Source organism: Campylobacter sp. (genome assembly GCF_019423325.1).
In the GTDB taxonomy this organism is placed as follows: Bacteria; Campylobacterota; Campylobacteria; order Campylobacterales; family Campylobacteraceae; genus Campylobacter_B.
The window spans coordinates 16,546-33,633 of sequence record NZ_JAHZBQ010000001.1 but is presented as its reverse complement, the minus strand read 5'-3'; the positions used below and the strand labels follow the sequence as shown (position 1 = coordinate 33,633).

Below are 17,088 nucleotides of genomic sequence, written 5' to 3'. Positions count from 1 at the left end.
GTTTTAATCCAAAAGCTTCTGCTTAAACAGCGGGATTTTGTAGCAAAAGGTGCTGCCCTCACCGAGCTTCGAGCTGACGCTTTTTGCGATGCCGTAGCGCTTGCAAATTTTATCGATTATGTTTAGCCCGAGGCCGAATCCGCCAAGAGCCGCGTTTTCGCGCGAGTATCTCTCCCAGATCGCGCTCGTATCCTTTATGCCGATGCCGAAGTCCTGCACGCTAAAGACCGCTATGCTCACCCCCTTTTCCAGCCCGATGATGATCTTGCCGCCGGGGCGCGAGTATTTTATGGCATTGCTTAGGGTATTGTCGATGAGGCGCATTAGCGAGGTTTCGTCCATAAAAACGCTCACGTCGGGCGCTATTCGCGATTGCAGGCTTATGTTTTTGCTTTTTGCGACCAGATAGATGAAATTTATCCTAGCGCCCAAAAACTCGCTCATATCGATGCGGCGGCTTTTTAAGCTCATCTTGCCGCTTTTGATGAAGTACTCCACGTCCTCGTAAGTAATTACCATCTGCTTGAGTGCGGATTTGATACGCGCAGTGTGTTTGTCGCGCAACCCAAGCATCTCGGTGTTGATGAGCGCGACGCCCAGAGGGGTCTTTAGCTCGTGCATCGCGTCGTTGAAAAACGCCTTGATGAGGTTGCTTTGCTGCGCGTAGAAATTTTTTATGATTTTGTAGTTAAACAGTGCGATGATGAGCGCTACGAAAATCGTGATAAAGATCGTAGAGATCGCGATAAATTCTATCTTTGCGTAGCTTATCTTTTTTGAGATGACGAAAAAATGCAGCTTGCCCTCATGCAGAAAATGGCGCTTGAAAAACACTCGCCCGCCGAATTTCAGCGTGATAAACGCAAAATCCGGCGGCTGCACGCTTAGGTTTGATCTTAAAATTTCGCCGTTTGCATTTAGGATCGCGTAGTCGTAGATGAGCTCGTCTTTTAGATTCAGATCCGCGCCGGCTAGGGCTTCGCCGCTTTTTTGTATCAGCTCGGCGACGTCGGCGCCCTCCTCGATTTTGGAGTTTAAATAGATGATATAAAGGCTCTCGCTTATAAAGGCGCCGATGATGAAAATCGCGCTAAAAAGCGTAAATTTAAACCCTTTAAGCATTGATCTTATATCCGAGTCCGCGGCTGGAGAGGATGAAATCGTTGCTCGTTTTGGCGCGGAGGTTGCTGATATGCACGCGCACATCGACGCTGCCCGCCTCGCCGTCCCACACATCGGCGATGAGTTCATCGACGCTAACGAACCTTTTGATATTGGCGAGCAGAAATTCTATAATCTTGATCTCTTTGGCGCTTAGCGATATCTCTTCGTCCGCGCGTTTTAAAATTTTTAAATTTGCGAAGTAGTAAAATTTATCTGCGATCTTGACGGCGCCCTTTTCGTCGCCGAAATACTTTCGCATCAGCTCGCTTACTCTAAATTTAAGCTCGGCTAGGTGGAAGGGCTTTTTTAGATATTCGTTGCAGCCTAGTTCGTAGCACTGGCTCAAATCGTCGATGTCGCCGAGCGAGGTCATCATCATCACGGGAGTGTTGAGGCCGAGGCTGCGCGCGTATTTGAGCACCTCTTCGCCCGAAACCTCCGGCACCTTGATGTCTAAAATCAGCAAGTGGTAGGCATTCGCGGCGATCTTATCGCAGGCTGCGTCGCCGCTTTCGCATTCGTCCACCTCGTAGCCCAGCTCCTGCAGATACTCGCTTACGCTGCTTCTGTATTCAAAATCGTCTTCTAAAAGTAAAATTTTCAAACTCACTCCCTAAATCGGGAGCGATACTACGCTCCCGTGCAAATTTGCCCCGCATATACGATGTAGTAACGAAGCAGAATGACGCCGCAAAGCACGACGAAAGAATTTAAAACTATAAACGCAGGCTTGTAGGCGTGATTTTTCAGCGCCGTAAAGGCGATAATGATCGGAGCGATGAGCCCCGTGCCTAAAACGCCGATCCAGAAAATTTTACCGTAAACCTCGTGCGTTAAAGCCTGCTGTGCCGCAAGCGCGCTAGTGCCGCCCTCAAAATACATCCCGACAAACAGAATGAATAAAAGCGGAATTTCAAAGAGTATCGCGCGCAGATCAAGCACCAAAAGGTATTTTATGCTATCTTTGTTTAACGAGCCTTTAAAAAACAGAAGTCCCACTAAAATGCTCGCCGCGATGCCGCTGGAAAAGCCGGATAGCAGAAATAAAATCGGCAGTACCGGAGTATTCCAAAGCGAAATTTTCATCACCGCGCTTAACAAAAAGCCCGTATATGCGCCCACGCAAAGAGCAAGGATAAACAAAACTCGCTCGAAAGCTTTGGAAGCCTTGGCGAACGAGCTTAGCAAATTTACGATAGGTCGCAGGAACGCAAGTAGTTTAAATTTGCAAATTTCCTCGCCGAATACGCATAGCGCAAATACAAAGCTAAACGGCACGTAGATCAAAAGCGCCAAAACGCCGAGACTCATCACCGAGCCGAAGTTAAATTTGATCAGCAAAAGATAAAAGCTAAATGGCTTGCCCAGATCAAAGATCAAGAGCAAAAGCCCCGCGCAGATCGTAAGCGGCGCCGTGATCGCACCTGCTCTAATCATCGCATCCCAGATGGAATTTTGCTCGCTTTCGTGGCGATTCCATTTAACTAAAAGCGCCACCATCGTCGCCCCCGCGCTAAGACCCGCCAAAAATAGATAAATCGCAATCGGCCAAGGCCAGTAAATTTCAGAATATTGGCTCATATCGCCCCACATATTATTCATAGCGTCCTCCTTTTTTGTTTTTGATATTCGCTAGGCGCGGTTTGGTGTTTAGATACGCTTTCGGATATTCTACGCTCGTTTTGGCTAGCAGCTTGTTTACCCCTGAGCCTGCGTCGTTTACGTCGCCGAAAACTAAAGCGTCGGTCGGACACACGCTCACGCAGGCAGGCTGCAAGCCTTTGCTCGTGCGGTTTGTGTAGCAAAAGGTGCATTTGCCGATGGCGTGAGTGATAGGATCGACAAATCTGGCGTCGTAAGGACAGGCCAGGATGCAGTATTTGCAGCTGACGCAAAGTCTCTCGTCTATGAGCGTTACGCCGTCTTTGGTTTTAAAGCTCGCTCCCGTAGGGCAGACGTCCACGCAGGGGCTATCCTCGCACATAACGCAGCTGGCGCGCGAATAATCGAGCTTTAAATTTGGAAAAACGCCGCTTGTTTTGCCGTGAACCTGCAGCCTATAAACGCCGCTAGGCACGCCGTTTTCGTTCCTGCACGCAACCGAACAGGCTTGGCAACCTATACATAAATTTTCGTCGTGAATCATTATGAGTTTTTTCATAACCGCTCCCTTAAATTTTAACTATATCGACGCCGACGTTGGTTACCATCGTGCTTACCACAGGACCCGCAGCGGGATCGAGAAGGACGCTTTGGTTCGTGCCTATGCCGTTCGTGCGCTTTAGCCCGGGGCTTACGTGCCCAAAGCCGTGGTATAAAAATAGGCAATCGTCTCTGATGCCTTGCGTGACGAAAATTTTAGCCTTTTGCTCGCCGAATTTATTTTTAAGCTTCACGACATCGCCCGTCTTTAGCCCCTCCGCTTTTGCAGAAGCAGGGCTGATCCAAACCGGCGATTCGCTCATCATATCGTTTAAAATTTTGACATTTTGAGTATGGCCGTTGGTGTGAAGCGCGGTCTTGCCGGTCATTAGGCAGTATTTGTGCCCGCCGAATACGTCCATACCCTCGGTGTTTAAGCAGCCGTATCCCGCGAAAAGCTCCTCCACTTTCGGCGCGAAAAGCTCGATCTTGCCGCTCGGGGTTTTAAATTTCATCTGCGAGCTCATCTCGCCGTTTTCGTCCACGAACTCCGCCGCGGCAGGATATTTATCGATAAATTTAGCCACGAGCTTCGGCTCTCGGTAGTATAGCTTCGGCACCTTGTAGCTTACGTAGCCGTTTTTGATTAAATTTGCGATCAGCTCAGCGTTGCCTTTGGCTTGCTGCATGCGGTATTCGTCGATGTTGTTCCAGGTGTAGTCCTTATCGATCTTCATCACCCTCGCAAGCTCTCTAAAAATTTCATAGCCGCACTTCGTATCGCCCACCGGCTCAACGGCTTTGTTTCGCATCACAAATCCAGGCGCGGTGCCGCCTTTATTTTGAATCGACTCGTCGCGCTCCAAATATGTGGATTCGGGCAAGATCACGTCAGCTAAGCACGCGAAGTCGCTCATATATACGTCGATTGCGAGCACGAAGTCTAGCTTTTTGATCGCCTCTACGCTCTTATCCACGCCCGCAACGTTGATGAGGTGGTTAAAGCGCGTGCTGACCCAGCCTTTTACAGGGTAAGGCTTTTCGCTTAAAATCGTAGGCGCGATCTGCATTAAAACGCCGTGTTTGCGTGGCACGAAGAAATTTTCGCTACCTTCTTCGCCGCAGCCGTCGATGCGCGCGGTCTTTGGAATTTTAAAGCCTTTATCCGGGTTTGAGATGGTAGGGAATAGATCCTCTTTGCAAAGCGTGTTGAAGGTTTTAGAGTCTTTAGAAAAGTAAATTCCGCCCTTTTTCTCGACGTTTCCCATCAGCGCGTTTGCGATTGCGATGGCGCGCGTGCGGACGTATTCGGCTTTGGCAGTCGTGGTTTTATGACCCCAGTCGATTACGACGGCTGGAGCCGCGGCGTAAATTTCATTTGCGATGCGCTCGATTTTGTCTGCTTTGATCCCCGTAATGCCCTCCTGCCAAAGCGGCGTCGTATCCTTCACGGACTGCTTTAGCTCCTCTAGCCCCACGGCGTATTGTTCGATAAATTTTTTGTCGTATTTGTTATCGCGCAGCCAGACGTGGATTAGCGCCATCAAAAACGCCGCGTCGGTTCCCGGCTTTATCGGCAACCACTCGTCTGCCTTGGAAGCTACGGTACTGAAGCGCGGATCGAGCACCAAAAGCTTTACGTCCTCTCTGCTCGCGGCTTTTGCGAGCTTTTTGGTTTTTGAGATGTCGATGCCCTCAAAAAGATTGTGGCCGAAATTTACGATATATTTTGCGTCGCCGTAGTCTCTTTGCATATTGGCGCCGAAAGTGTGCGGCACGGCGATATTGTAGGTGACCGGGCAACAGGACCAGTGCGAGTAGATGTTCGGACTGCCGTAGGCACAGGCGAAATTCATCATCTGAGTATGGTGCTCGCCCGTTTTAGAGGTAAAAACTACGCTTTGCGGGCCGTATTTTTGTGAAATCTCGTCTAGCCTCTGCGCGCAAATTTTAAGCGCCTCGTCCCAGCTTACTTCTCTAAATTTGCCCTCGCCGCGCTCGCCTACGCGAATGAGCGGCTTAATGAGCCTCTGATCGTCGTAGAGCTGATTTATGCCCGCGCCTCCGCGCGCGCAGACGGAGGTTTTGTTTGCAAACCTGTGGTTGCCCTCGATAAGAGCGCCGCGGCCGTCTTTGACGGTCACCTCGATAGGACAGCGCGAGGAGCACATCTCGCAGACGCTGGCGACTTTCTTTTCCGTCCCGCCTGTAACCGCGCTAGCGTTTAAATTTAGATTTAACGTCGCTAGCGTGCCGATCGCGGCGGTGCTTTTTAAGAAATTTCGTCTATTCATAAAAACTCCTTACCTTTAAATTTTTGGTAGGAATTCTAAAGCTTCATCGTAAAAATAAGGTTAATTTTGATAATGCAGCTTTTGGCTTAGACTTTATCTCGAAAGATAAAATGCGTCCTGCGCCGTATTTTAAAGCCGTAAAATAGCGCCAGCAGTAGCAAAATGCTAATTGCACCGCAGATTGCAAGGGCTACGCGAGCGCCTAATAACTCGGTAAAAAAGCCCGATATGAGCGCTCCAAATGGCGTACTACCTATTAAAAATAGCGCGTATAAGCTAAGCACGCGCCCGCGAAATTCGTTGCTTACGTGCATTTGCACGGTGGAGTTAATGCTTGAGTTTGTGATTACGAAAAGAAACCCAGTTACGGCAAGCCCTGCCGCAGCCCATGCGAAGGAATTCGCAGCCCCAGTAAGAGCTAAGCTCGCTCCCATAGCGATCGCGCACGATCTGATTTTGCGGATGCCAAGTTTATCAAAAACTGCTACGAAAAGCGCGCCACAAAAGGCCCCCACGCCTAGAGCCGACATCAAATATCCAAAGCTTCGCTCATCCGCGCCCAGGCTAAGCTTAACAAGCGTCGAGATCGTTACGTTGTAATTTGGCACCAGCGTCGCTACGATAAGCACTATTATCATTAGCTCGCTTAGAATTTTTTTGTGCGATACATACGAAATTCCAGCACCGATCGAGGCAAAAACGCCTCCGCTTCTGCTAGATAGCGTAGTAGCGGATGGCGGAATTCTGATGAAAAACAGCGAAACGATGATGCCTAAAAAGCTAAGCGCGTTGAATAAAAAGCAAAAGCCCACGCCCCACAGCGCCATCACGATCCCCGCAAGTGCGGGTCCTGCAATACGAGCGACGTTGAAGGACATAGAATTTAACGCTATGGCGTTGGCTAGATCGCGGGGCGAATCGATGAGGTCTTTTACCATCGACTGACGGCTCGGGGCATCCATGCTGGTAAAGATGCCGCTTGCAAAAGCGCAAAATAAAATTTTGCCGAAAGAATATAGCTCGCAAAAGCTCATAACCGCGAAAATTGAGGCAGTCACCGCCATGCCTATTTGAGCAAGTAGAAGGATCTTTTTGCGATTAAACTTATCTAGCAGTACACCGGAAAACGGCGTGAAAAGTAGCGCGGGCAAGAACCGCGCCGCGGCTACAAGGCTAACTTTAAAAGCATCTGCGGTTATGCTTAGCACTAGCCACGGCAGCGCGACGCTTTGCATCCAAGAACCGATCAGCGAGAGGTTCATCCCGATCCAATAAATTCTAAAATTTGAGTATTTAAGCGATAGGAAGGGATTTTTCAACGCGCCGCCTTTTGAAATTTTGATTTGAGATTATACATTAAATTTTAAAAATTCACTTAAAGATTTAACATTTATAAAAATTTAACGAAAATTTAATATTTCTGAAAAGAAAAATTTTATATACTCTGCAATAAATTTTTAAGCAAAGGATTAAAAATGCAAAGACCGACTCCGATTAATCAGGAAATCAAACTCGATGAGAAGCGCTATATAGTTTCCAAAACCGATCCGAAGGGCATTATCACGTTTGCAAATCCATATTTTTGTATGATTTGCGGCTATAGTGAGCTTGAGCTTTTGGGACAGCCGCATAACATCATACGACATCCGGATATGCCGCGAATAGCGTTTAAGCTCATGTGGGATACGATACAACAAGGCAAGGATTTTACCGCCGTGGTTAAAAATTTAGCCAAAGACGGGCGCTTTTATTGGGTCATTACGGAATTTACTTCTAAAAAAGATCCTGTGACAGGGCAGATCACCGAATACACGGCATTTCGCAAGGCTCCACCAAGATCTGCGATCGAAACTATAGAGCCAATTTATAGGGCGCTACTGGATGCTGAAAGAAACGGCGGTATGCAGGCTAGCCAAAAGGCGCTCGTGGACTTTTTAAAAAGCAAAGGCGAGACCTACGAGAGCTGGATCGCAAAGGTCTCAGGCAAATCAAATCCGCTCACCGCAATGTTTTTTAAGGCGATGAAAAAGCTTTTTAGCTAGTTTGACTGACACGGACGCAAATTAAAATTCCGCGGAATTGGTTGGAATTTTACCTCGAAAATTCCATGACATAATAAAATTATAAAATGCGAAATTTAGCCAAAATTCCGCGGAAATTTCTTAAATTTGAAATACAGAATTTAATAAAAATTCTGTAAAGATTATATTTTAGATTTCTTATATATATTTTACACCTAGTAGTATCACACCATACAGGTTGTTTCTGCATCTAAAATTCCTGATACGTATTTAGCGCAGTTCTGTGAAGCGCTAGAAAGTAACTTACGACAGGGTATCGAGCTATATAGCTACTTAATATAAGAAAAAGGTGATTTGCTAAGAGAGAAATTTGCCATAAGACAAGAGGGTTGCTTTAAAATTTAAAAAGTTGGGTATAAGGTGGATTAAAAATAAGGGAATTTATACGCTTGATTAGAATTTTTTGGATTTATGGTAGATTTTACGTATAGCTTAAAATTTCTAGAGTCTTTGCCTTATTGTAGGACAGCGAATGAGCGATAAAATTTACTGAGCTTTAAGTGATGAGAATATAAAATGGTGCGTCCACCAAATTTAAAGGCGATAAATGGATCAAAGCAGGCTTGAGAAATTAAGAAAACTCCTAAATAATCAGCACAGCGATGCAAAGCAAAATCTAACAGAAGGTCTTTATCCAAAAAATTTTAACGCTTTCGACTTCAAAAATTTAAAATTAGAAGATACAAGCTCTAAGACTTTAAATTCCGATGATACCACTATTAACAAAAGCTCCGAAGTCCAAGCCAGAGATTACGACAAAGATCCGATAGTAATAAAAGACTATGCTTTTTACGACTATATGAAATATTCCACGATTGCTACGCTTATAGGATGTTTATTCTTCATCTCGGTCGTTACCGTAGTAAACCCTATTGAGCCCAAAAATTTTAGATTACTTCCTTTCGCTTTGGTAATGTTTTTTATCAGGCGAAAGCAACAAAAGGGCGTCTATTTCGTATTTAACGATTCTGAGGTCGAATACCGCAAAGAAGATAAAGCTTATAAATCTTTGAAGCTTGAGCAAATCGGCGCCGTTGCGATCAGTTTTGATCCGCGCTGGGACTGGCGGCAGAGGATAAGCATACCCGAAATGCTGTTTTTGTCGCTTTGGCCTTTGGGTGCATACGTTATGCGCGGAATGCATGCGATGATCGCGCTAATTTCGATGATAGCAATTAGCCTATTCGGAGCGGGTATATTGATGCATCTTAAAAATGGCAGTTTCAGATGCTTAGGTATTCATGACCGGCTTGTGGTATATGGCGAAACGGGCGATCTTAGAATTATAAATGTTTTTATTTATAGCAAAAAAGAGTATCTGGAATTAAAAGAGTATTTTATGCGCAAAACGCATATAGATTTAGATACCGTCCCGCGCACCTTGTCGGTATTTAGCAAAAAGGTAAAATTTAGAAAATTTAAATTTAAAAAGGGATATCATAAGGCGAATTAAAAAGCAAGGAAATAAGCTGATTTTATAAAAAGTACTGATAAATGGAAAATTTTAATAAACAGCAAACAAGAGATTACGACAAAGATCCAATAATTCTTAAAAACTACGAATATCTATATCAAAAGCTATTAATGGTTTTCTCTCTTTTTATAGGCGGCGTATTTGCCATAATCGTAAATTTTGATTGGAAAGCCAGCGGCGCAGTGGATTATAGCGCCAAGGACGGTATATACATGATTTTGTTTTTATCGTTTTTATCGCTATTCATTATATTGCCGGAGCTTATAGATTATAGAAAAGAGAGACCGACGATACGGCTTAAAAACAATCAAATAGAATTTTACGAAAAAGATAAAATCGCGCATGTCGAGCAATGTGAAAATTTGCAGCATAATATGGATTGGTCCTTTTTTATAGGAAATTTTAAAGGGAAAAGAGAATGGCTATATCTATTTATGGCGGCACTACTATGCTTAGTTTTTATGACGATTGATCTCGTGGTTGCTCGTTGGTTTTTGAGCTTTGCTTTGTTTCAGTTTGTAGGCAATATATTAATAAAATTTATCTTTTGTCTTGTTTTGGGAAAAAGCGGCGATAGGAGATTTTCGCTTTTCCCAGCATTAAGAGTTGGCGAACCGCATTATGGACATATCGGCTTATTTGCTTGCTCCAGATATTATTTAATACCGATATTTAGAAATTCTATATATTTTGAATTGAAAGAGTATTTCTTAGCTAGACACAATATAAATATCAACGATTTAAATAAAATTTATTTCTAGCTATAAGTGACATAAAATTTTATCAAAATGTATGATGCAGAATTTTTCACGCATCAAATTCCATCCCGCGATACGGCGGAATGGAATTTGAAAGCAGTTCGTAGTGAGTAAATCTAAAACAGAATTTTAAAATTTAAATCCCAAAAACGCTAGCCGTTATATCCTAAGCGGCGCATATTTGCGCACGCGTCCTTGTAGCCGTAATAGCACGAGATGCGGTATAGATCAATGGCGTTGAATTTATTTTGCTCCACGCCCTCACCTTTTTCAAACATCGCTGCGAGCTTCTGGCAAGCAGGGAAGTTTTGAGAGAGCGTGCACGCAGCGTTGTAGGCGTTGGCGGCAGAAGCATAGTCGTGCTTGGAATACATAGAATCCGCAAAATTTAGACACATTGCGCCATTGCCGTTTTTGCACGCATCGCTTTGCACGACGCTGCCTTGTAGGTTCATCGCACGGATACCGTCTTGAACATCGGCGAAGGAATATTTGCCGCTCTTTGGCGCATCGACTGCGCTTTTCGGTGCGTTGCTAACGCAGCCTGCTAAAAACACCCCGGCGGCGATCAAAGCTAGAATTTTTTTCATATTTTGCTCCTTAATTTTTTGAAATTTGGCGACCCAAAACGTAATAGGTCTCTTTGCCCGCGACCTTTTGTAGCTTGAGCTTAAATTTTTCCGACCAAGCGCTGATGATCTGCTCCACAGTGGTCTTGCGCTCCTCGTTCGTAGCGTCGTTTTTGATCTTAAAATACGGGTTTGAATTCGACATCGCCACGTGCGCACCGTAAATTTTAAGCTTATCATTCAGCCCCACAATGCGATCAAGCTCATTATCCTCAAAATCGCACTTCGATAAAATTCCTCGCAGCTGCGCGACCGTCGCGTCGTTTACGCTATATCCTAGCGCTAGCAAAATTCCATCTTCACTCATTCTCATCCTTTCGAAAAAAAATTTATCTGTTCGCTTGTGAAATCAAAACACCTTCGATTATGCTTTTTATATCGCCGTCTAAAATCGCATCGGTTTGGCTATAAGCCTCGCCGCTGCGGTTGTCCTTAACCTGCTGATACGGGAAAAGCACGTAGGAGCGGATCTGATGCCCCCAGCCGATCTCGCTTTTAGGCACGTTCTCGTCCTTCTCACGCTGTTTCATCAGCTCAAGCTCGTAAAGGCGCGACTTTAGCACCTTCATCGCCGTTTCTTTGTTTTTGTGCTGGCTTCTGTCATTTTGGCAGTTTACTACGATGCCCGTTGGGATGTGCGTGATACGCACGGCGCTTTCGGTTTTATTGATATGCTGCCCGCCTGCGCCGCTTGCGCGAAACACATCGACGCGGATATCCTTCTCTTCGATATTTATCTCGATATCATCATTTAGCTCGGGGCTTACCATCACGCTTGAAAAGCTCGTATGTCTGCGCCCTGCACTATCGAATGGGCTTACGCGCACCAGGCGATGGATGCCGTTTTCGGCTTTCAGATATCCGTAGGCGTTCTCGCCGCGCACGATGAAGCTAACATCTTTAAGACCTGCTTCCTCGCCCTCTTGAAAGTCCAAAACCTCTATCTTAAAGCCTTCTCGCTCGCAAAAGCGCAGATACATGCGGTATAGCATACTCGCCCAGTCGTTACTCTCCGTACCGCCCGCGCCCGGATGAATGCTGACGATAGCGTTTTTATCGTCGTTTTCACCGCTAAGCATCATGGAAATTTCTAAATTTATGATCTTGCCCTCTAGCGCGTCCGCCTCGGCAAACAGCGAGTTTATCGTCTCTTCGTCGTTTTCCGAGTTTGCCAGCTCATATAGAGCTTTTGCGTCGTCTACGGCATTTTTAGCGTTTAGAAATTTATTTAAGATATTTGAAATTTTAGTTTTTTCCTTGCCGATGGCGCCTGCTTTTGCGACGTCCTGCCAGAGATTTTGATCGTTTTCAAGCTCCTCGATCTCTTTTAGGCGCGCTTTGATGTTCTCCGGTTTTACGACGCCCGCAATATTTTCGACTTTAGTATTTAGGGTTTTTAAAAGTTCCGTGTATTCGTAATTATCCAAAATTTAAAACCTTTTTTTATGCTTTTGGCGTGATTATAACATATTTTGGATTAAGGTTGTTTATAAAATTTTATTTAAGGCGGGCATTATGAAGCATTTATCTATTAGGGATATCAAAACCTGCTTGATATTTCCGCGATTAATCAGTTTAAGCTCCGTCGAGAGATCTGGCAAAGGGTCGTTTAGTAGCAGTTTTAGCTTTGCTTCTTCTAGCTTTAACTTTTTACAATCGGCTTTTTTGTCTTCAAGCATAGACACCACTAGTCTTAGCTTTTCTTTTGTCATTTCGCTTTGCACGAAAGTACCTTATACACGATGATAGAGCATAAAAAAGCTGCGATGGAGCAGGCAAAATACGCCCAAATTTCTCCGATAGTCTTTTCAAGAAGCGCGTGCAGCCCTAGCAAAAAGAAAATTAAGCCTATAATGCAAATTATGCCCGTAATTATATTTAGTAAAACCGAATTGGCGCTCTTTAAAAAAGAGCGCCTAATATCGCTAGCTTGAGCGTCTACGAGCTCTACTACCGAAACTATAAATTCAGATATGCCGGCCATTATTTTTTCAGCAACCAAGCGAGCAAAAATCCGACGCCCGCAGCGATAGCAACGCTTTTTATCGGATCTTGTTTTATCGTGTCATTTACGCTTTCTATGCCGTCTTTGCCTTTGAGCCTTAGATCGTCTATATATTTTTTGATCTCATTGCTGTTTAGCTGATCTAGAATTTTATCTTTAGCAGACTCTGCACGCTCTGCGCCTATATTTTTGATGGACTTCATAATCTCTTTAAAATCCGCTTTTAAAGAGTCGATATCCTTTTTCAAAGAATCTAAATTTGTCTCTTGAGTAGCCATTTTCGCTCCTTTTGAAGTTTATTTTAGAGCTAAAGCTCGTGGTAGATTTTAGTACTTATTGATTAACGCTCGCTAAATAGACCGCCCTTTCGCGTTTAATTTATACCTTTAATATTTTTTGATATAATTGCCAACCTTAATATTTTATATTGAAAAGAGAGAACAATGCAGATTATTAGAAGCGTAGAGGAGCTAAAAAGCTTCAGAGCATCAGCAAGCGGCAGCGTAGGCTTCGTACCTACGATGGGGGCTTTGCACGCAGGGCATGCGAGCCTCATAAAAAGGGCGCGAAACGAAAACGACATCGTAATCGTCTCGGCATTCCTCAATCCGGCGCAGTTTTTGCCCGGCGAGGATCTAAATAGCTACCCAAAAAACGAAGCGGGCGATATTAAAATTTGCGAAAGCCTCGATGTGAACGCGCTTTTTATCCCGACCGTGGATGAAATTTACGGCACGGAGGAGCCAACGATCATAGCACCTAAGCCGATAAGTGAAATTTTAGAAGGCAAAACGCGTCCCGGGCACTTCGACGGCGTACTTAAAGTGCTAAATAAGCTTTTTAATCTAACTCGTCCTAACAACGTTTATATGGGTAAAAAGGACACCCAGCAGCTTTTCATCGTGCAGAAGATGGTAAAGAGCTTTTTTATGCCTATAAATATCATCCCTTGTGAGATCGTGCGCGAGAGTGACGGCTTGGCACTTAGCTCGCGCAACGCCTATTTGGATGAGGAGGGAAAGCTTATGGCGCTTAAGCTTTCGCGCTCCTTGCTAAACGCCAGCTCGCTTATTAAAAAAGGCGAGATCAGCCTAAACATCGTCCGCGAAAAGATGCTTAGCGTGCTTGAGCCGCTGGCGGTCGATTATATAGCGTTCGTGGATTATAAATTTAATGAAATTTCGCAGATCAAGCAAGGCGATACGATAATCCTGCTTGCCGCAAAGGTCGGCACAACCCGCCTGATCGATAATATCTGGCTGTAAAATGGCAAAACTCCATCTCGTTTCTCTAGGCTGCAATAAAAATTTAGTCGATAGCGAGATCATGCTCGGGCGTCTGCAAAACTACGAGCTCACGGATGAGCCTGCGAGCGCGGACGTGATGATCGTAAACACCTGCGGCTTCATCGCAAGCGCTAAGCAAGAGAGCATCCGCGCGATTTTGAAGCTTAGCGAGCAGAAAAAAAGCGGCGCGCTGCTGGTCGTCACGGGCTGTCTGATGCAGCGCTACAAGGATGAACTTATGCGCGAACTGCCCGAAGTCGATATTTTTAGCGGCGTCGGCGACTATGATAAGATCGACGAAATGATCTTAAAAAAGCAAAATTTATTTAGCCCGCAAACCTATCTGCAAAGTCCCGCGCTTACCTCTTCGCGCGTGATAACGGGCTCAAACTACCATGCCTACATCAAAATTTCGGAAGGCTGTAATCAAAAATGCTCTTTCTGCGCCATTCCGGGCTTCAAAGGTCGCCTAAAAAGCCGCAGCATCGACGACATCGAAGCAGAGGTGCGCGGCTTGGTGGCGCGCGGATTTTACGATTTCAGCTTTATCGCGCAGGATTCTAGCAGCTATGGTCGCGATCTAAGACGCGGCAACAAGGGTGGATCAAATTTTAAAGGCTCCGAAGGCGAGTTAAATTTTGCGGGCTTTCTCGACGGGCAGAATTCCGATGGCTCAAGCGGCAGCGCGGGAGATAAGATTTTCGCTCAAAGTAGGCTCTCCTGCGGTAAGGGCTCTGGCGGCGAGAGTGCGGACGACGAAAGAGTCCACGAGCAGGATATAGATCTAGTCGCGTTGATAAAACGCATCGAAAAAATTAGAGGCGTCAAGGTCGCGCGCGTGCTGTATCTCTACCCCACCAGCACCGACGAGCGACTCATCCGCACGATCGTGGGCTCACCCGTTTTCGCAAATTACTTCGACATGCCGATTCAGCACATAAACGACAAAATGCTAAGCCTGATGAAGCGCGGCGCGAGCGCGGCGCGGATCAAAGAGCTTTTAAATTTAATGCGAAGTGCGCCGGGCGCATTTTTACGAACGGGCGTCATCGTCGGACACCCAGGCGAAACAGACGTAGAATTTGACGAGCTTTGCGACTTTTTGCAGGAGTTTAAATTTGATAGAATTTCAGCTTTTGCCTACAGCAAGGAGGAGGATACGGCGAGCTTTGCGATGCCGCAGATCCCCGCACGGACAATTAGTCGCCGTCTGAATAAAATCGAAAAAATCACGCGCGAAGCGATAGATAGCAGCATGCACGCGCTCGTAGGCAAAAAGATGCCCCTAATAATCGAAGGTGCCAGCAGCGAGGGCGAGTTTTTTTACGGCGCCAAGCCTCTTTCATGGGACAAGGACATCGACGGCGAAATTTTAATCAACGAAAGCTGCGTGCAAAATCTAAAAGTAGGCGGTCTATACGAGTGCGAAATCACGGAATTTGCGGGCGATAGGCTGCTTGCGCGAGTGCTAAAAAACTCGCAAGGACAATGAAAAACTCGCCCGAAATTCCAAGCAAAATTCTAGCCTTGCTGCGGGCCGGCAAAAATCTGCTTGCCTTTTCGCATGGCGTCGATAGCACAGCGCTTTTTTACCTTTTGGATGAGGCGGGCGTGAAATTTGACCTTGCGATCGTGGATTATAACGTCCGCGCGCAGAGCAAGGACGAAGTTGCCTCGGCAAGGCATTTGGCAGCCAAATTTAACAAACAAATTTACGTAAAAAGCGTGCGACTGGGCACGTCAAATTTCGAGCACGAGGCGCGCGCGGCCAGATATGATTTTTTTTCCGAGATTTGCCGCGAGCAGGGATATGAAAATTTGATCTTAGCGCATCAGTTTGACGATAAATTCGAGTGGTTTTTGATGCAGCTTGGGCGCGGCGCGGGGCTTAGCGAGCTATTGGGCATGCAGGAGTTTGAGTCCCGCGAGGACTACGTGATCGCTCGTCCGCTTCTAAGCGTGCGAAAGTGCGAGCTGGAGCGGTTTTTGCGTGAGCGAAACCTAAAATACTTCACCGACGAAACGAATTTGACGGGCCGGTTTAAACGAGGCTTTATTCGCGCGAAATTTAGCGAGCCGTTTTTAAACGAATACTTTGGCGGCGTGAAAAAAAGCTTTGAATTTTTGGCGACCGACGCGTTAAGCTTAACTCCCGAAATTTCTAATCCCGCACCTAGAATTTATCTCGTAAAACGCGGTGCAAACGAGCTTCGCGGCGTGGATCTTGCCTGCAAGCGGCTAGGACTCGTGCTAAGCTTGGCGCAGCGAAACGAATGCGCTCGCTGCCTAGAAAACGGCGCAGGCTGCGTGCTAGGCGGCAAGGTAGCCGTGGGTGCGGGCGAAAATTTTATTCTCGTAACGCCATATATCAAAGCCGCGATGGACAAGAAATTTAAAGAAGCGTGCCGCACCTTAAAAATCCCGCCGATAAACCGCGGATTTTTATTTGCCGTGGGAGCGGATCTTGCGCTATTTGAGGAGCTTTTATGAGCGTTTATTTTACCTCCGATCTACACTTCGGCCACGAGCTGGTGCTGAAAAAATACCCGAATTTTAGAAAAGGCGCGAACGTAGCCGAGATGGATGAAAATCTCATCGCCGCTTGGAATGCGCTCGTTACGCCCGAGGATCTTGTCTATAATCTCGGCGACGTCTCCTTTCACAAGGATTTTGCGCACACTTGCGAGTTACTTCGCAGACTAAACGGGCGGCATTTTTTGGTGCTCGGTAACCACGATGGACGGATTGCTGCGATGAAAAATGAACTGCTAAGCGGACGCAAGGCGGACGGCAATTTTATGTTTGAGCAGATCGTGGGATATGCCTTTGTGCGCCTATCGCATAAGAGAGCGGCTCTGTCTCACTACCCAATGATCGAGTGGGCAAACTGCCATTATGGCGCGCTGATGCTCTACGGTCACCTGCATGCAGATATCGCCGAGGTTTCGGGCAGAGCGCTAAACGTAGGCTTTGATCTGCACGGCAAAATTTTAAGCGAAGACGAGGTGTGGTCGTATCTGAAAGATATCCCGCCCAAAGCGCATCACGCAAGCGAGTTAGAGGGCATTAGCGATAGCGACGACGTGGAGCAAAGGCGAGCTTTGATAGAAAATTTTTTACGCAAAATTAATCTGGATTCGTGAAAAAGATAAAATTTACGACGCAAGACGGATCTTTGCGGCAAATGAGCTTAAATTTAAAATCGAGCTGATTTAAATACGAATGATTTTACCCAGCCAAAATCCATTATGTAAC

Annotated in this window: 18 protein-coding genes; 7 read left to right on the top strand and 11 right to left on the bottom strand. The window is 45.8% G+C overall.

The window, feature by feature from the left end; translation table 11 throughout:
• Positions 1 to 3: 3 nt before the first annotated feature.
• The 6 genes from QZ367_RS00185 to QZ367_RS00160 form a co-directional block, all read right to left on the bottom strand.
• Positions 4 to 1,122 carry a HAMP domain-containing sensor histidine kinase gene (locus tag QZ367_RS00185; RefSeq protein WP_291935647.1) on the bottom strand — a complete coding sequence of 373 codons (1,119 nt, stop codon included), beginning with the start codon at positions 1,120 to 1,122 and terminating at the stop codon, positions 4 to 6.
• Entirely contained in the window at positions 1,115 to 1,768 is a 654-nt protein-coding gene (locus QZ367_RS00180) for a response regulator transcription factor (RefSeq protein ID WP_291935646.1), read from the bottom strand. Before QZ367_RS00180 ends, QZ367_RS00185 begins: the two co-directional genes overlap by 8 nt.
• A 26-nt stretch (positions 1,769 to 1,794) precedes the next feature.
• Positions 1,795 to 2,766, bottom strand: a complete 972-nt coding sequence (gene nrfD / locus QZ367_RS00175) for an NrfD/PsrC family molybdoenzyme membrane anchor subunit (protein WP_291935645.1) — start codon at positions 2,764 to 2,766, stop codon at positions 1,795 to 1,797.
• Positions 2,759 to 3,325: a 4Fe-4S dicluster domain-containing protein gene (locus QZ367_RS00170; RefSeq protein ID WP_177387548.1), complete on the bottom strand. Its 567-nt coding sequence runs from the start codon at positions 3,323 to 3,325 to the stop codon at positions 2,759 to 2,761. Before QZ367_RS00170 ends, nrfD begins: the two co-directional genes overlap by 8 nt.
• 10 nt (positions 3,326 to 3,335) lie before the next feature.
• Entirely contained in the window at positions 3,336 to 5,600 is a 2,265-nt protein-coding gene (phsA, locus tag QZ367_RS00165) for a thiosulfate reductase PhsA (protein WP_291935640.1), read from the bottom strand.
• Between the two features lie 86 nt (positions 5,601 to 5,686).
• A complete protein-coding gene (locus QZ367_RS00160; RefSeq protein ID WP_291935638.1) occupies positions 5,687 to 6,919 on the bottom strand; it encodes an MFS transporter in 1,233 nt (410 codons plus the stop codon).
• A gap of 156 nt (positions 6,920 to 7,075) precedes the next feature.
• Between QZ367_RS00160 and QZ367_RS00155 the strand changes: the two genes are divergently transcribed.
• The 3 genes from QZ367_RS00155 to QZ367_RS00145 all read left to right on the top strand — a co-directional run bounded on the left by QZ367_RS00155 (position 7,076) and on the right by QZ367_RS00145 (position 9,916).
• On the top strand, positions 7,076 to 7,642 hold the full coding sequence (locus QZ367_RS00155; RefSeq protein WP_005870765.1) for a PAS domain-containing protein: 567 nt from the start codon (positions 7,076 to 7,078) through the stop codon (positions 7,640 to 7,642).
• A 586-nt stretch (positions 7,643 to 8,228) separates the two neighbouring features.
• Positions 8,229 to 9,134, top strand: a complete 906-nt coding sequence (locus QZ367_RS00150) for a hypothetical protein (protein ID WP_291935618.1) — start codon at positions 8,229 to 8,231, stop codon at positions 9,132 to 9,134.
• 41 nt (positions 9,135 to 9,175) lie between these two features.
• Positions 9,176 to 9,916, top strand: a complete 741-nt coding sequence (locus tag QZ367_RS00145) for a hypothetical protein (RefSeq protein ID WP_291935615.1) — start codon at positions 9,176 to 9,178, stop codon at positions 9,914 to 9,916.
• Between the two features lie 149 nt (positions 9,917 to 10,065).
• On the opposite strand, the gene QZ367_RS00140 is transcribed toward QZ367_RS00145, so the two are convergent.
• The 5 genes from QZ367_RS00140 to QZ367_RS00120 all read right to left on the bottom strand — a co-directional run bounded on the left by QZ367_RS00140 (position 10,066) and on the right by QZ367_RS00120 (position 12,825).
• Positions 10,066 to 10,503, bottom strand: a complete 438-nt coding sequence (locus tag QZ367_RS00140; protein WP_005870060.1) for a hypothetical protein — start codon at positions 10,501 to 10,503, stop codon at positions 10,066 to 10,068.
• A gap of 10 nt (positions 10,504 to 10,513) precedes the next feature.
• Positions 10,514 to 10,849, bottom strand: a complete 336-nt coding sequence (locus tag QZ367_RS00135; protein WP_291935607.1) for a type II secretion system protein — start codon at positions 10,847 to 10,849, stop codon at positions 10,514 to 10,516.
• Between the two features lie 22 nt (positions 10,850 to 10,871).
• Positions 10,872 to 11,969, bottom strand: coding sequence for a peptide chain release factor 2 (prfB, locus tag QZ367_RS00130; protein WP_291935604.1), 1,098 nt, complete (start codon positions 11,967 to 11,969; stop codon positions 10,872 to 10,874).
• A 60-nt stretch (positions 11,970 to 12,029) separates the two neighbouring features.
• Complete coding sequence (locus QZ367_RS00125; protein WP_291935601.1) at positions 12,030 to 12,266, bottom strand: hypothetical protein; 237 nt, start codon at positions 12,264 to 12,266, stop codon at positions 12,030 to 12,032.
• A gap of 259 nt (positions 12,267 to 12,525) precedes the next feature.
• On the bottom strand, positions 12,526 to 12,825 hold the full coding sequence (locus QZ367_RS00120) for a DUF883 domain-containing protein (RefSeq protein ID WP_291935598.1): 300 nt from the start codon (positions 12,823 to 12,825) through the stop codon (positions 12,526 to 12,528).
• A gap of 165 nt (positions 12,826 to 12,990) precedes the next feature.
• On the opposite strand from QZ367_RS00120, the gene panC reads away from it, so the two are divergent.
• Genes panC through QZ367_RS00100 form a run of 4 tightly spaced genes read left to right on the top strand, consistent with a single transcriptional unit; the run spans position 12,991 to position 16,976 of the window.
• On the top strand, positions 12,991 to 13,812 hold the full coding sequence (panC, locus tag QZ367_RS00115) for a pantoate--beta-alanine ligase (RefSeq protein ID WP_291935593.1): 822 nt from the start codon (positions 12,991 to 12,993) through the stop codon (positions 13,810 to 13,812).
• 1 nt (position 13,813) lies between these two features.
• Positions 13,814 to 15,325, top strand: a complete 1,512-nt coding sequence (locus tag QZ367_RS00110) for a MiaB/RimO family radical SAM methylthiotransferase (protein ID WP_291935590.1) — start codon at positions 13,814 to 13,816, stop codon at positions 15,323 to 15,325.
• Positions 15,322 to 16,323, top strand: a complete 1,002-nt coding sequence (gene tilS / locus QZ367_RS00105) for a tRNA lysidine(34) synthetase TilS (protein WP_291935587.1) — start codon at positions 15,322 to 15,324, stop codon at positions 16,321 to 16,323. The genes QZ367_RS00110 and tilS overlap by 4 nt, the downstream gene beginning before the upstream one ends.
• Positions 16,320 to 16,976, top strand: a complete 657-nt coding sequence (locus QZ367_RS00100) for a metallophosphoesterase (RefSeq protein ID WP_291935584.1) — start codon at positions 16,320 to 16,322, stop codon at positions 16,974 to 16,976. Before tilS ends, QZ367_RS00100 begins: the two co-directional genes overlap by 4 nt.
• The last annotated feature ends 112 nt before the right edge of the window (positions 16,977 to 17,088 follow it).